We start from the raw sequence: 14,833 nt of genomic DNA, 5'->3' as shown, positions 1-14,833 counted from the left end.
AATAACAACAATGCACCCAAGCCTGACCGAAACACCCGCCCTGTCCCGCCGTGGCCTGCTGAAATTCAGCCTCGGCGCCACGGCGTTTCTCGCCACTGCCGGGCTCGGCGCCAGCCTCAGCGGCTGCTCATCGAGCGTCGCGGCCAACGGTTTTGTCTCGTTGCGCGACGGCGACCTGCTGTTTCTGCGCGCGCTGATTCCGGTGATGCTCGACGGCGCCGTGGTGACCGAAAAGATGTCGGCCGCCGTCGAGGGCACGCTCAAATCGCTGGACTACAGCCTCGATCACCTGTCGCCGGAAATGCTCAAACTCACTCGGCAACTGTTCGATGTGCTGGGCATGGCCGTCACGCGCGGGCCACTCACCGGGATCTGGGGCAGTTGGGAAAACGCCAGTGCCGAGGCCATGCGACATTTCCTTGAGCGCTGGGAAAACAGTTCGCTGAACCTGCTGCGCATGGGGCATAGCTCGTTGCAGCAGATGGTGATGATGGCCTGGTACTCCCGCGCGGAGTCGTGGGCGCATTGCGCTTATCCGGGCCCGCCCACGGTCTGAAACCGTGTTGCCCCCGGCTCGCACATTTGAAATGCATTCCCCTGTAGGAGTGAGCCTGCTCGCGATGAGGCCCGCCATAACAACAAAAACAAGAGATCCTGATCAATGCCCGTACCCGACCCGTTCCGCGAAGGCCTCGCCCGAGGCTGGAAAACCTACAACGGCGCCCAGCTGAGCGACGATCTCAGCCTTGAAGCCGACGTGGCCATCATCGGCAGCGGCGCCGGTGGCGGCACCACGGCGGAAATCCTCAGCGCCGCCGGCTACAAAGTGCTGCTGATCGAAGAAGGCCCGCTGAAAACCAGCACCGATTTCAAAATGCTCGAAGACCAGGCCTACAGTAGCCTCTATCAGGAAGGCATCGGCCGCATGAGCAAGGACGGCGCGATCACCATCCTTCAGGGCCGCGCGGTCGGCGGCACGACGCTGATCAACTGGACCTCGAGCTTTCGCACCCCGGAGCCGACCCTCGAGCACTGGGCCAAGGAACACAACGTCAAAGGCCACAGCCCTGCCGAGATGGCGCCGTGGTTCGAGAAAATGGAGCAACGCCTCGGCGTCGCCCCGTGGAGGGTCCCGCCCAACGCCAACAACGACGTGATCCGCAAAGGCTGCGAGCAACTCGGCTACAGCTGGCACGTGATTCCGCGCAATGTGCGCGGTTGCTGGAACCTCGGCTATTGCGGCATGGGCTGCCCGACCAACGCCAAGCAATCGATGATGGTCACGACCATTCCGGCGACGCTGGAAAAGGGCGGCGAGCTGCTGTATCTGGCCCGCGCGGAGAAGCTGCTGATCAGCGGCGACAAGGTCACTGGCCTGCAATGCGTGGCCATGGATGAACGTTGCGTCGCGCCGACCGGCCGCAAAATCACCGTCAAGGCGCGGCATTACGTGCTGGCTGGCGGCGGCATCAACAGCCCGGCACTGCTGCTGCGTTCAGACGCTCCAGACCCGCATAAAGCCCTGGGTAAACGCACTTTCCTGCACCCGGTGAACATGTCCGCCGCGCGCTTCGACGAGGTCATCAACCCGTTTTACGGGGCGCCGCAGTCGATCTACTCCGACCATTTCCAGTGGAAGGACGGCACCACCGGGCCGATGGCCTTCAAACTCGAAGTGCCGCCGCTGCATCCGGCACTGGCGGCCACCCTGCTCGGCGGCTTTGGCGCAGAAAGCGCGCAACATATGGCGGATCTGCCGCACACCCACGCCATGCTGGCCTTGCTGCGTGACGGTTTTCACCCGGACAGCACGGGCGGTGCAGTCGAGCTGCGTGGCGATGGTTCGCCGGTGCTCGACTATCAGGTATCACCCTACGCTTGGGAAGGCCTGCGTCGGGCCTTTCACGTCATGGCCGACATCCAGTTCGCCGGCGGTGCCAAATCGGTGATGCCAATGCACGCCGACGCCCGTTACGTGAAAACCTTGGCCGAGGCCCGCACGCTGATCGATGGTTTGAGCCTTGAGCTGTACCGCACGCGCCTCGGCAGCGCCCACGTCATGGGCGGATGCGCAATGGGCGAAGAGCCGAAAAGCGCAGTCACCGACAGTCTCGGCCGCCATCATCAACTGACGAATCTGTCGATTCATGACGGCTCGCTGTTCCCCACCAGCATCGGCGCCAACCCGCAGCTGTCGGTGTATGGCCTGACCGCGCAACTGGCGACTTCCCTCGCCGATCGGCTGAGAAACCCGTGAAAAAACCGATTAATCGCCTCGTCTATAGTGCTTTCTTACCCAACAGGCGACTTGGCCGACCGGGACGGCTGCGATACCATCCGACTCCCCAACGGACTCCCGCCAGGACGACGCGATGAACCGAGTGTTGTACCCAGGTACCTTCGACCCTATTACCAAGGGCCATGGCGATCTGGTCGAACGCGCCTCGCGCCTGTTCGACCACGTGATTATTGCGGTCGCTGCCAGCCCGAAGAAAAACCCGCTGTTCCCGCTGGAACAACGGGTTGAACTGGCTCGCGAGGTCACCAAGCACCTGCCGAACGTGGAAGTGGTCGGCTTCTCGACGCTTCTGGCGCACTTCGCCAAAGAGCAGAACGCCAATGTGTTCCTGCGTGGTTTGCGCGCGGTGTCGGACTTTGAATACGAGTTCCAGCTGGCCAACATGAACCGTCAGCTGGCCCCGGATGTGGAGAGCCTGTTTCTCACGCCGTCCGAGCGTTATTCGTTCATTTCCTCGACGCTGGTGCGGGAGATTGCCGCGCTGGGTGGCGATATCAGCAAGTTCGTCCACCCCGCTGTGGCTGACGCGCTGACCCTACGCTTTAAAAAGTAGGAGCTGCCGAAGGCTGCGATCCTGGTTGTTGATTACAGCCCTTGATCGCAGCCGCGTGCACTGCGCGCGCCAATGCGGCACAATTGCGCGCATTGATTTATAGCGCCCGGGCCTGCCGCCCCGGCTGGAGTTAGCATGTCCCTGATCATCACCGACGATTGCATCAACTGCGACGTCTGCGAACCCGAGTGCCCGAACGCCGCCATCTCCCAAGGCGAAGAGATCTACGTGATCGACCCGAACCTGTGCACCCAGTGCGTCGGCCACTACGACGAACCACAATGCCAGCAGGTTTGCCCGGTGGATTGCATTCCGCTGGACGAAGCGCATCCGGAGACTGAAGAACAGTTGATGGAGAAGTACCGCAAGATTACCGGCAAGGCCTGATCCAACAGTTTTATAGCGCTCTTTCGGGCCTCTTCGCGAGCAGGCTCGCTCCCACATTGGATTTGCGTCGCTCACAAATCCCCTGTGGGAGCGAGCCTGCTCGCGAAAGGGCCATTAGCTGCTCCGCAAATCCCTGATCAGCTCACTCACGCTGCTCAAACCCCTCCCCCGTACACCCCAGGCACCGCACAAAAGCGGCTTTCGCCGGATCCACTACCAGCGCCTGCCCGGCATCGCCAATCCCGCCACCCAGCGCGGTAAACGGCAACGACACGACAAATGCCCCGGCACCGATCACCGTCGCCACCACCAGCAAAGGTCGAGCAATCAGCAAATCGCCAAGCATGGCGTAGGCCGGTGGATTCTGGATGGTGTAACGCGGGTCACCGCTGCCGTTTTCCGCGGCCTGAACAGCCAGACTGGAACACAGCAACAGCGCAACAACGAGGGCTTGCATGGACTTCATGGCACGATCCTTCGGGCTGAACAGTGAGACCACTCACTATAGACCGTAGGGCTTTTTCAGCTTTTGGCCTCAGGTCTGGCAGCGCGGGCAGAACACGCTGGCACGCTGACCGAGCTTCACTTCACGCAAACCGGTACCGCAGACCTTGCAGTGTTCACCGCCACGGCCGTAGACAAACAGTTCCTGCTGGAAGTACCCCGGCTGGCCGTCGCCGCCAATGAAATCACGCAACGTCGTGCCACCGCGCTCGATGGCAGCGGCCAGAATGCGTTTGATCTCGATCGCCAGCTTCAGATAGCGCCCCCGGGAGATGCCCCCGGCTTCACGACGCGGATCAATCCCGGCGGCGAACAGCGCTTCGGTCGCGTAAATATTGCCAACCCCGACCACGACCGCGTTGTCCATGATGAACGGCTTGACCGCCATCGACCGCCCGCGCGACAGCTGAAACAAGCGCTCGCCATCGAACAGATCGGTCAGTGGCTCAGGCCCCAGGCGAATCAGCAGTTCATGATTGAGCGGATCGGTACTCCACAACATCGCACCGAAACGGCGCGGATCGGTGTAGCGCAGCGCCAGCCCCGACTCCAGCTCGATATCGACGTGTTCGTGCTTAAGCGCCGGCAATCCTGCTTCGACCAGACGCAAATTACCCGACATGCCCAAGTGGCTGATCAGCGTGCCGACTTCGGCGTTGATCAGCAGATACTTGGCGCGACGCTCGACCAGCACGATGCGCTGCCCCGACAGGCGCACATCGAGGTCTTCCGGGATCGGCCAGCGCAACCGCCGGTCACGCACGATCACCCGACTGACACGCTGGCCTTCAAGGTGCGGGGCAATCCCGCGACGGGTGGTTTCGACTTCCGGCAGTTCAGGCATGGCGTCCTCGAATCAATGCGCGCCGAGGTCGCGGATCGTTTGTTTGAGGGTTTCGAAGTCGTAATCCGACAGCCCTACGTAATCGAGTACCAACGGCCCGACGGCGTTCCATTCGAAATCTTCGGTCTGGTTGCCCAAGACGCGGTAAGACGCACAAATGTGCTCGGCCATCTTCAGGATCGCCAGCAGGTTTTTCAGCTGACTGTTGCGCGACGACTCATCGCTGAAAATCGCCAGTGCATTGTGGTGATTGGCGATGGCCGCGCTGACATGCTCCGGCAGGCGCCAGGACTTGGCGGTGTAGTAGCCGACCACGGCGTGGTTGGTGTTGAACTCGCTGTTCTCGGTGTCGACGACCCGACATTCGGCACTGGCATTGGCGTAGGCCTTTTCCAGCACCGTCATGTAGTTGGGGAAGCGCTGCAGCATCAGCGGCACGCCGCAATCGTGGAACAGGCCCAAGGCATACGCCTCATCGCCGGCCTGGGTGCCGATACGCTTGGCCAGCGTCAGGCAGGTCATTGCCACGTCCTGGGCGGTGTCCCAGAAACGGTTGAGGGTGACGATGGTGTCGTCGTTCATCTCGCCCTTGATCGACTGCGCGTTGATCAGGTTGATGATCGAACGGCTGCCCAGCAGGTTCACCGCACGCTGGATCGAGGTGATCTTGTTGCTCAAGCCGTAATACGGCGAGTTGACGATTTTCAGCAACGAGCCGGACAGGCCGGGATCCTGGGAGATCAGCTTGGCGATCACCTCCAGGTCCGGGTCGGGCATGTACTGCTCCATTTGCAGATCCACCATGATCTGCGGTTGCGCAGGCACGCTGATGCCTTGCAGCGATTGTTGAATCTGTTCGGTGGTCAGCTCTTGGGACATAAGTACACACTCTGGGACAGGCGGCGATTCTAACCTCTAAAAACGGCGGGACGACACACCAGTGGGCAATTGTCAGGAACTTTCATTTAGCTCGCGGCTTCGGAATCTGTAATGCCCAACGGATCACTCCGGTCCATTGCGGCGGCAAACTCCCACAGACTCAGGAGCTTATCGATGGCCACCTCTCTCAACGGCAAACGCGTCGCCATTTTGGTAACAGACGGTTTCGAACAGGTCGAATTGACCGGTCCCAAGCAGGCACTGGAGCAAGCCGGCGCCCAGGTCGACATCCTTTCCGCCGAGGCCGGCAAGGTCAAAGGCTGGAACCACGACAAACCGGCGGACGACTTCAAGGTCGACCAGACATTCCAGGGCGCCAGCAGCGAGCAATACGACGCGATCGTCTTGCCGGGCGGCGTGCAGAACTCCGACACCATCCGCATCGATCAGGACGCCCAGCACCTGGTCAAGACCGGCGCGTCTGCCGGCAAACCGATTGCGGTGATCTGCCACGGCGGCTGGTTGCTGATTTCCGCCGGGCTGGTCAACGGCAAAACCATGACCAGCTACAAGACACTCAAGGATGACCTGGTGAATGCCGGGGCCAACTGGGTCGATAAAGAAGTGGTCAAGGACGGTCACCTGATCAGCAGCCGTCAGCCGGATGATATTCCGGCGTTCAACAAGGAACTGATCAACGCACTGTCTGCGTAGTATTCACAACCGCCTTCGCAAGCAAGTCGAATCGTCGCTCCCACATTGGTCTTGTGTCAGTCACAAATCCCCTGCGGGAGCGAGCCTGCTCGCGAAGAGGCCATCAGCGTTTCATCGCTCATCAAACCCGGCACAAGTCGCAACACGCTATACTCCCGCTCTTTTTTCCGGAGCGACGTCATGTCCCTGCCTAGCTTGCGCCTCAAAGCCAACGCCGACCGTCGCCTGCGCGCCGGCCACCTGTGGGTCTACAGCAACGAAATCGATGTTGCCGCCACCCCTCTGCACGGCTTCAATGCCGGCGACCAGGCCATCCTCGAAGCCGCTGGCGGCAAGCCGCTGGGCATCGTGGCGATGAGCCCGAACAACCTGATCTGCGCCCGCCTGCTGTCGCGCGACACCAAAGTTGCGCTGGACAAATCGCTGCTGGTGCACCGTCTGAACGTGGCCCTGTCGCTGCGCGAGCGCCTGTTCGACAAACCGTTCTACCGTCTGGTCTACGGTGATTCCGATCTGTTGCCAGGCCTGGTCGTTGACCGTTTCGGCGACATTCTTGTGGTGCAGATCGCCTCGGCGACCATGGAAGCGCATAAAGATGACGTGATCGCGGCCCTGACCCAAGTACTCAAGCCAAGCGGCATTCTGTTCAAGAACGACTCCGCCGCCCGTGACGCCGAAGGCCTCAACCGCTACGTCGAAACCGTGTTCGGCCTGGTGCCGGAGTGGGTGGCGCTGGAAGAGAACGGCGTGAAGTTCGAAGCCCCGGTCATTCAGGGTCAGAAAACCGGCTGGTTCTACGACCACCGCATGAACCGCGCCCGCCTGGCCCCTTACGCCAAAGGCAAACGCGTCCTCGACCTCTATAGCTACATCGGTGGCTGGGGCGTGCAGGCTGCTGCGTTCGGCGCCAGCGAAGTGTTCTGCGTCGATGCTTCGGCCTTTGCCCTCGACGGTGTCGAGCGCAACGCCGCGCTGAACGGTTTCGCCGACAAGATGACCTGCATCGAAGGCGACGTCTTTGAAGCCTTGAAAGAACTGAAAGCCAGCGAAGAACGCTTCGACGTGATCGTGGCCGACCCGCCAGCGTTCATCAAACGCAAGAAAGACATGAAAAACGGCGAAGGCGCCTACCGTCGTCTGAACGAGCAAGCCATGCGCCTGCTCAACAAGGACGGCATCCTGGTCAGCGCGTCGTGCTCGATGCACTTGCCGGAAGATGACCTGCAGAACATTCTGCTGACCAGCGCCCGTCATCTGGATCGCAATATCCAACTGCTCGAGCGCGGCGGCCAGGGCCCGGATCACCCGGTGCACCCGGCCATCGCCGAAACGCGCTACATCAAGAGCATCACCTGCCGTCTGCTGCCCAACAGCTGATTCTTGCGGATAACGGGGAGCCAGCAGGCTCCCCGTTCTGGCTTCAGGCACCGCCCTTCCCTTCGCTATCTCCCTCGACTTCCTACAATTATATTCCCGCACAAATGCAGGACATTTCCTTACGTCTTTTAATTACTGAAACTTGCCCTACAAGTTTATTTCCTGCTAAAGATTGCTCCGACAAAATTACTGGAAATTTCCTACTTAATATCCCCTTGCCAATAATCCATTACAAACTATTATGAAGTTGTCACCACGAGGTGACTTCAACTATCTATCAATGAACAAGGAGTTCACATCATGAAAAGTATTTCTCTGGAAAGTAAAAAAATCGCGAACCTGGCTTTTCTGGTCGCCCCTAAAGCCCGTTAAGTAAGTCAGGACGCCGGGGAGTGCCGGCAACCCGGTGTCCTTTTTGACTTCTTCCAGAGTGAATCAACCTACATGCACATCAATCCATATCTATTTATATTGCCGCGCTCACCCGGACAAGTTGTGTGGAACTATAAAAACCACACACAACACGAACTTGACCTCAACTACGCAACCCGCCTTGCACAACTAATCAGCAACCCCGAACTGTTCGACACCCATAACATAATAGACACACAACTATTGAGTGCGGACATTCTAACGGTTTCAAAAACAGACAATCCTCCATGGGGCTGGGACGAGCTGTCGAAGATTTATCACGTCGGCACGCAAAACATTCCCAGTGAACATACCCCACAGAATATTCACGAGTGGTCCCGACAATATCTCGCGCATTGCAATGAAGTATTGGCCACACCAGCGCCCGCGACAGATCGCCCGACGCTTGAAACCGAACAGCGTATAACCTTGCCCGCGCCCTGCGCATTGAATGACCACAGCCTGGGAAATGTGCTGCTCCAACGCAAAACCTGCCGCTCCTACACGGGCGCAGCGTTAACCCTGAATGACGTCGGCACCCTGCTCTATCTCTCACTCGGCTATCTCCACGAACGCGACCACGATCGCGACGACAGCATCGCCCAAGGGCTCAGCGCTCGGCGAAGCAGTCCGTCCGCGGGGGGCCTGAACGCTTGCGAAGGCTTTCTGCTGGTGCAGAACGTCGACGGCCTGGAGCCCGGCATCTATGCCTATCATCCGGCCGACCACACCCTGAGCCGGGTCAATCCGCTGCCTCAACCAGCGCTGGGCCAATTGCTTGGCGGTCAGCATTTCATCAACAACCTGCCGTTGGGGTTGTTTATCACCGCCCGTTTCGACCGACTCTGGTGGAAGTACGAACACTCGCGGGCCTATCGCATGGCCTTCGTTGAAGCAGGCCACTTGTCGCAAACCTTTCAACTGGTCGCCACAGCGCTGGGCCTCAATACCTGGCTGACTGGGGCGTTTGCCGACCAGCAGGTCGAAGCACTGCTCAATCTCGAGGGCAGTGCTGAACAGCCGTTGCTCTTTGTCGGTTGTGGGCAAAGCGACGGGCAAGTGATGTGCGCCGAAATGCGCGAACTGTTGCGCGAGGGACAGGCATGACCCTGTCGATGGCCGACCCGGATCAAGCGCCGGTGTCCTGGGCACTCAAATTTACCCTGGGAGACTGGGAGAGCCGGGCCTCGGTGCGCAGCAGTACCCATGACTATCAATTGCCCGACGATGTGCCGCTGCAACTGCAAACCCGCTACTGGTTCCCGCCGGCATTTCTGCCCTATCTGGCGCATCCGGCCATCCAGGCGGCGGGGCGCGACGTGCAGCATCGACTGGCAGCCAACCACCTGGTGCACTTTCTCGATTACACCACCGTGCTCGAACACCGCATCGTCAATCGCGCGGTGGAAGTCATCGTGCACCGGGAACTGCCCATTTACGTGCCTCTGGCGATGAAGCATGCAGCACTGCAGCTCTACACCGACGAGGGTTATCACGCGCTGTTCTCCAATCGTCTCGCCGAGCAGATCGCCGCGTATTACGGGTTCACCGGACGTCCGACGCTTCCGAAGCGCATCAGCCGCCTCAACGCACTGATCGCCCGCACCCCGGAAAACAACCGGCCACTGGCATGGTTTCTGCTCGGCTTCGTCTCGGAAACCATCATTGCCCGGGAGCTGCTGGACGTCTGCCGCGACAGCCTGGTGTCCAGCGTGAACGACATGCTGCGCGACCACCTGACTGACGAAGCCCGCCACAGCCGCTACTTCAGCGAGGTGTTCCATTATTTCTGGCTGTCGATGAACAGCCGCCAGCGTGCGTTTGTGAGCCGGACACTGCTGGAAATCATCGGGATTTTTTTCGAGGCCGACGAACGCTGGCTGCAACAGAGCCTGCGAGGGGCAGGCATCGCCGACACTGACGTGAAACAAATCGTCGGCGGCATGGCAACCGTGCAAGCCAACCAGGCCCGTGCACGATCAGGCGCCGTCGCAACGCTGGACGCACTACGAAAGGCCGGTTTTTTTGCCCTTCCCCATAACCAGAAACTTTTCGCCAAGGCTGGACTGATCGATGGATAAAGGACAATCCGTGGCAACCACAAGGCAGCGCCGCGCCGCTGTCAGCCTGTTGCTGGCCATGGTACTGCTGGGTGTGTTTCCACTGGATGTGCTGCTGCCTTCCTTTCCGGCGATGGCGACGCACTTTCTCCGTTCACCGGCAGACATCGCACTGTCCATCAGCCTGTTCGCCGTAGGAATCGCGTTTGCCCAGCTCTTGATCGGCCCCCTCTCGGACGTGATCGGGCGCAAGGGCCTGTTACTCGCCGGCATGAGCGTATCGATGCTGGGTGCGCTCGGTTGCGTGATGACCGCCGATTACTCGCTGTTTCTGGTATTTCGGGTGATGCAGGCCTTGGGCTGTGGATGTTTTGTGCTGTCCCAGGCGCTGGTGCAGGATCTGTTCGAAGGTGAAGAGCGCGACCGGTTACGGATCCTGATGGTCACGGCGACCGGGATATTCATTTCGGTATCGCCGCTGGCCGGGACCTTTCTCCAGGCCACACTCGGTTGGCGCGGCAGCTTCTGGGTCTTTACCGCGCTGTCCGCCACGGTGCTGATCAAGGCCTGGCTGTTTTTACCGAACAGCCGTCCAGCCTCGGGGGGGTCGCCGATCGACTTCATTCCGTCCTATCGACGCGTGTTGGGGGACTTCGAATTTGTCAGTTACTGGCTGATTTCGGCGTTTGCCTTTGCCTGCCACTTCTCGTTCATCGTGATTTCGCCGCTGATTTTCATGGACCAATTGCAACTCGCGCCCTATGACTTTTCGCTGATCCTGCTGGTTTACGGTGCGGCCTACGTTGTCGGCGGGATCCTTGCCGCGGTACTCAATCGACGCATCACGCCGGTTCAGCAAATCTTCACCGGGCTGAGCCTGATACTGCTGTCGGGGCTGGCGATGCTGTACCTGGCAGCCAATCATGCGTTGGCGCCAGCCACGGTGTTGATCCCGATGCTGATCTGCACCGCCGGCACTACCATTGCCCGCCCCGCTGCCACCTCTCGGGCCATGGGCCTGTTTCCTGAAAACGCCGGCACCTCGGCCTCGGCGGGCAGCACGATCATCTTTATTTGTGGCGGGCTGATCAGCGCCCTGATCAGCCTCAGTCCGGCCAATCTGCAATCGACGCTGGGCTACAGCTTTGTGCTGCTAAGCGCGATCGCGCTGGTGCTCAACAACCGGCTCAGCCGTCGCGCGAGAAAACTTGAAGATAATGTCATGGCGCAGACCGGCGGTGATTAAACCCGCCGGTCGTCATCCCATACACGCCGTCTGCACTGGAACAACGCTTTGCGCCATTCCCTCCAGACGCCAGCGGTGTAGAATCGGCTGATTCATCGCCATTCATCCCCCGGCGGGTTTATGAGCTCAGGCTGAGACCAGCGGCGATCCCGCAACGTCATCGGCAACTTCACGGACACACGGCCATTGCTGAGTGTTCCAGACGTCAATAGAAGCTCACTCCCCTTTTGCACCTGATTAGTAAGCGATTAGCCGCCCGGAGTGCTCCATGCCAGATTACCGCTCGAAAACATCCACCCACGGCCGCAACATGGCCGGTGCCCGCGCACTGTGGCGCGCCACGGGGATGAAAGATGACGACTTCAAAAAGCCGATCATCGCCATTGCCAACTCGTTTACCCAGTTCGTACCGGGCCACGTGCACCTGAAGGACCTCGGCCAACTGGTCGCCCGTGAAATCGAACGCGCCGGCGGCGTGGCCAAGGAATTCAACACCATCGCCGTGGATGACGGCATCGCCATGGGCCACGACGGCATGCTGTATTCGCTGCCGAGCCGCGAAATCATCGCCGACTCCGTCGAGTACATGGTCAACGCCCACTGCGCCGACGCCATCGTGTGCATTTCCAACTGCGACAAGATCACCCCGGGCATGCTGATGGCTGCCTTGCGCCTGAACATTCCGGTGATCTTTGTGTCCGGCGGCCCGATGGAAGCCGGCAAGACCAAACTCGCTTCCCACGGCCTCGACCTCGTCGACGCCATGGTGATCGCCGCCGACGCCAGCGCTTCTGACGAGAAAGTCGCTGAGTACGAGCGCAGCGCCTGCCCGACCTGCGGTTCGTGCTCCGGCATGTTCACCGCCAACTCGATGAACTGCCTGACCGAAGCACTGGGTCTGGCGTTGCCGGGCAACGGTTCGACCCTCGCCACTCACAGCGATCGCGAACAACTGTTCCTGCAGGCTGGCCGCACCATCGTCGAGCTGTGCAAACGCTACTACGGCGAGAACGATGAGTCGGTATTGCCGCGCAACATCGCCAACTTCAAGGCGTTCGAAAACGCGATGATGCTCGACATCGCCATGGGCGGTTCGACCAACACCATCCTGCATTTGCTCGCTGCCGCTCAGGAAGCCGAGATCGATTTCGACCTGCGCGACATCGACCGTCTCTCGCGCAGCGTTCCACAGCTGTGCAAGGTTGCGCCGAATATCCAGAAGTACCACATGGAAGACGTGCACCGCGCCGGCGGTATTTTCAGCATCCTCGGTTCGCTGGCCCGTGGCGGTCTGCTGCACACCGACCTGCCGACCGTGCACAGCCGCAGCATGGAAGAAGCCATCGCCAAGTGGGACATTACCCAGACCACCGATGAAGCCGTGCATCACTTCTTCAAGGCCGGTCCTGCCGGCATTCCGACGCAGACGGCGTTCAGCCAGTCGACCCGTTGGGAAACTCTGGATGATGACCGTGAAAACGGCTGCATTCGCAGCTTCGAACACGCCTATTCGCAAGAAGGTGGTTTGGCCGTGCTGTACGGCAACATCGCTCTCGATGGCTGCGTGGTGAAAACCGCCGGTGTTGACGAGTCGATCCACGTCTTCGAAGGCAATGCGAAGATCTTTGAAAGCCAGGACAGCGCCGTACGCGGCATCCTCGCTGACGAAGTGAAGGCAGGCGACATTGTCATCATTCGCTACGAAGGTCCGAAAGGCGGCCCGGGCATGCAGGAAATGCTCTATCCGACTTCGTACCTGAAATCCAAAGGTCTGGGCAAAGCCTGTGCGCTGCTCACCGACGGCCGTTTCTCTGGCGGTACGTCGGGTCTGTCCATCGGCCACGCTTCGCCAGAAGCCGCCGCCGGCGGCGCAATAGGCCTGGTGCAGGACGGCGACAAAGTGCTGATCGACATCCCGAACCGCTCGATCAACCTGTTGGTCAGCGACGAAGAACTGGCGGCACGCCGCGCCGAGCAGGACAAGAAAGGCTGGAAGCCTGTTGAAGTGCGTCCACGCAAAGTGACCACCGCCCTCAAGGCCTACGCCTTGCTGGCGACCAGTGCCGACAAAGGTGCTGTGCGTAACAAAGCGATGCTCGACGGGCTGTAAGCCTCAATCGCCGAAACAAAAATGCCCCGCCAAGTGCGGGGCATTTTTTTGTCTGGCCGAAATCCCAAAGTCACTGCAGATCAAACTGTGGGAGCGAGCCTGCTCGCGAATGCCGTATGTCAGAAACGAAGAAGGTGACTGACACTAAGCTTTCGCGAGCAGGCTCGCTCCCACATTAGATCTGCGGTGATTACTGGATTTCTTCTGGCTTGACGATCACCCAGTTCTTGTCCGCCGTCACCGGCAAACCTTCTTTCGCCTGCGCAGCTGCATACTTGGCCATCATGCCGTTCAACTGCGTCATGTATTTGTCCTTGCGGTTGATCCACAAGTGAATCCCGCCCTTGGCCACATCAACATCGTGGAACAGCATGTAGCCGTCACTGGTCGGGGTATCGCCGCCAACCAGTACCGGTTTTTTCCACTCGTCGATGTAAGTCAGGATCGCCGCGTGCTTGCCGGCCATCCAGGTGGCCGGGGTCCAGAGATACGGGGTCAGTTCGAGGCCCAGGTTGACCTTCTCGTCATACTTGCCTGCGGTGATCTGTTTGCGCGCGGTGGTCAGTTCGCCTGTCTTCGGATCCTTGAGCAACATCGAAACGCCAATGACGTTCTGCGGTTTGACGTTGTAGCCATACTTCGGATCCGCCGCGACCATGCGCACCAGTTCTTCCGAGGCGGCGGTCATCACGTAGACCTCGATGCCGTTCTCCATCAGCTTGTTGTACAGCTCTTGCTGGCCGGTGAAGATCTTCGGCGGATTAACGTCGAGTTTCTTCACCACATCGCCTTCGTAATAAGTCGCCGGCACCGGTTTGCCCGAAGCCATCAGCTCATCGACGTAACCCTTGAGCTCTTTGAGGGTGAAACCGGAGAACACCTGCGCCACCCACGGGTAGCAGACCATGTCGTCGACTTCGCAGAGGCGATAGTAGTAACTGAACAGGCTTTCCTTATGGTCGGCGGTGTCCTTGAACGGCATCAGTTTCAGGGAGGGGTCGAGTTTGTCGCGGGTGATCAGGCCCTTGTTTTCCATGAACGGCAGCAACGACTCTTCGAGGTCGTAGCGGTAGCTGGTGTTGTCCATGTCGAACACCGCGTAGTTACCCTTGTTGGCGTTGGCGGCGATCATCGCGTCCAGCGCCTTGGCCTGATCCGCCGGCCAGTGTTTCAGGTCGGTGGCGAAGGCCTGAGTAGCCAGGCCCATGCCCACCGTCAGTGCGACAGCCAGAAATTTCGGTGCAAACTTCATAAGCCTCTTCTCCCCTGATTCAAAGAAATCGACGCTAACAAATATGTGTGACAGTCCTCGTCTGTCAGCGACCGTCCGCGTCCCTATTGCGCCAGATGCATTGCCGAGAGCGACACGCGCTTATTCCAAAAACGACGGACGACCTGCAATTTCGGTATTAATTCATTGCAAATCAAACTGTTAGGCTTGCCGGTTCG

The 14,833-nt window shown here is 59.7% G+C and carries 14 protein-coding genes; 10 read left to right on the top strand and 4 right to left on the bottom strand.

Going from position 1 to position 14,833, the window contains the following annotated elements:
• Window positions 1-10 precede the first annotated feature (10 nt).
• The 4 genes from QZR14_RS14655 (at window position 11) to QZR14_RS14640 (ending at window position 3,239) form a co-directional block, all read left to right on the top strand.
• The gene (locus QZR14_RS14655) at window positions 11-556 is read left to right on the top strand and encodes a twin-arginine translocation pathway signal protein (RefSeq protein ID WP_311996951.1); all 546 of its coding nucleotides are present in this window, start codon (window positions 11-13) and stop codon (window positions 554-556) included.
• A gap of 105 nt (window positions 557-661) precedes the next feature.
• Complete coding sequence (locus QZR14_RS14650) at window positions 662-2,257, top strand: GMC family oxidoreductase (RefSeq protein ID WP_311996950.1); 1,596 nt, start codon at window positions 662-664, stop codon at window positions 2,255-2,257.
• 115 nt (window positions 2,258-2,372) lie between these two features.
• Window positions 2,373-2,852: a pantetheine-phosphate adenylyltransferase gene (gene coaD, locus QZR14_RS14645; protein ID WP_003229157.1), complete on the top strand. Its 480-nt coding sequence runs from the start codon at window positions 2,373-2,375 to the stop codon at window positions 2,850-2,852.
• Window positions 2,853-2,987: 135 nt separating this feature from the next.
• The gene (locus tag QZR14_RS14640) at window positions 2,988-3,239 is read left to right on the top strand and encodes a YfhL family 4Fe-4S dicluster ferredoxin (RefSeq protein WP_003195146.1); all 252 of its coding nucleotides are present in this window, start codon (window positions 2,988-2,990) and stop codon (window positions 3,237-3,239) included.
• 142 nt (window positions 3,240-3,381) lie between these two features.
• Here the strand turns inward: QZR14_RS14640 and QZR14_RS14635 are convergent, their stop codons facing one another.
• From QZR14_RS14635 to QZR14_RS14625, 3 genes are all read right to left on the bottom strand, one after another.
• Window positions 3,382-3,705 carry a multidrug transporter gene (locus tag QZR14_RS14635; RefSeq protein WP_311996949.1) on the bottom strand — a complete coding sequence of 108 codons (324 nt, stop codon included), beginning with the start codon at window positions 3,703-3,705 and terminating at the stop codon, window positions 3,382-3,384.
• 69 nt (window positions 3,706-3,774) lie between these two features.
• Window positions 3,775-4,587 carry a bifunctional DNA-formamidopyrimidine glycosylase/DNA-(apurinic or apyrimidinic site) lyase gene (gene mutM / locus QZR14_RS14630; RefSeq protein ID WP_250605794.1) on the bottom strand — a complete coding sequence of 271 codons (813 nt, stop codon included), beginning with the start codon at window positions 4,585-4,587 and terminating at the stop codon, window positions 3,775-3,777.
• Window positions 4,588-4,599: 12 nt separating this feature from the next.
• The gene (locus QZR14_RS14625) at window positions 4,600-5,412 is read right to left on the bottom strand and encodes an HDOD domain-containing protein (RefSeq protein WP_311997020.1); all 813 of its coding nucleotides are present in this window, start codon (window positions 5,410-5,412) and stop codon (window positions 4,600-4,602) included.
• 228 nt (window positions 5,413-5,640) lie between these two features.
• Here QZR14_RS14625 and QZR14_RS14620 point away from each other — a divergent pair, with 228 nt between their 5' ends.
• The 6 genes from QZR14_RS14620 (at window position 5,641) to ilvD (ending at window position 13,384) form a co-directional block, all read left to right on the top strand.
• On the top strand, window positions 5,641-6,180 hold the full coding sequence (locus tag QZR14_RS14620; RefSeq protein ID WP_311996948.1) for a type 1 glutamine amidotransferase domain-containing protein: 540 nt from the start codon (window positions 5,641-5,643) through the stop codon (window positions 6,178-6,180).
• A 180-nt stretch (window positions 6,181-6,360) separates the two neighbouring features.
• Window positions 6,361-7,557: a class I SAM-dependent rRNA methyltransferase gene (locus tag QZR14_RS14615; protein ID WP_007913577.1), complete on the top strand. Its 1,197-nt coding sequence runs from the start codon at window positions 6,361-6,363 to the stop codon at window positions 7,555-7,557.
• A gap of 444 nt (window positions 7,558-8,001) precedes the next feature.
• Window positions 8,002-9,075, top strand: coding sequence for a SagB family peptide dehydrogenase (locus QZR14_RS14610; RefSeq protein WP_311996947.1), 1,074 nt, complete (start codon window positions 8,002-8,004; stop codon window positions 9,073-9,075).
• Entirely contained in the window at window positions 9,072-10,049 is a 978-nt protein-coding gene (locus QZR14_RS14605; RefSeq protein ID WP_311996946.1) for a diiron oxygenase, read from the top strand. The genes QZR14_RS14610 and QZR14_RS14605 overlap by 4 nt, the downstream gene beginning before the upstream one ends.
• The gene (locus tag QZR14_RS14600) at window positions 10,042-11,274 is read left to right on the top strand and encodes an MFS transporter (RefSeq protein ID WP_311996945.1); all 1,233 of its coding nucleotides are present in this window, start codon (window positions 10,042-10,044) and stop codon (window positions 11,272-11,274) included. The genes QZR14_RS14605 and QZR14_RS14600 overlap by 8 nt, the downstream gene beginning before the upstream one ends.
• A 268-nt stretch (window positions 11,275-11,542) precedes the next feature.
• A complete protein-coding gene (gene ilvD / locus QZR14_RS14595) occupies window positions 11,543-13,384 on the top strand; it encodes a dihydroxy-acid dehydratase (protein ID WP_250605789.1) in 1,842 nt (613 codons plus the stop codon).
• 190 nt (window positions 13,385-13,574) lie between these two features.
• Here the strand turns inward: ilvD and QZR14_RS14590 are convergent, their stop codons facing one another.
• Window positions 13,575-14,636, bottom strand: coding sequence for a haloacid dehalogenase-like hydrolase (locus tag QZR14_RS14590; protein ID WP_311996944.1), 1,062 nt, complete (start codon window positions 14,634-14,636; stop codon window positions 13,575-13,577).
• Between the last annotated feature and the right edge of the window lie 197 nt (window positions 14,637-14,833).

The organism is Pseudomonas sp. rhizo66 (assembly GCF_031931925.1).
In the GTDB taxonomy this organism is placed as follows: Bacteria; Pseudomonadota; Gammaproteobacteria; order Pseudomonadales; family Pseudomonadaceae; genus Aquipseudomonas.
This window is presented reverse-complemented; position numbering and strand designations above follow the sequence as displayed.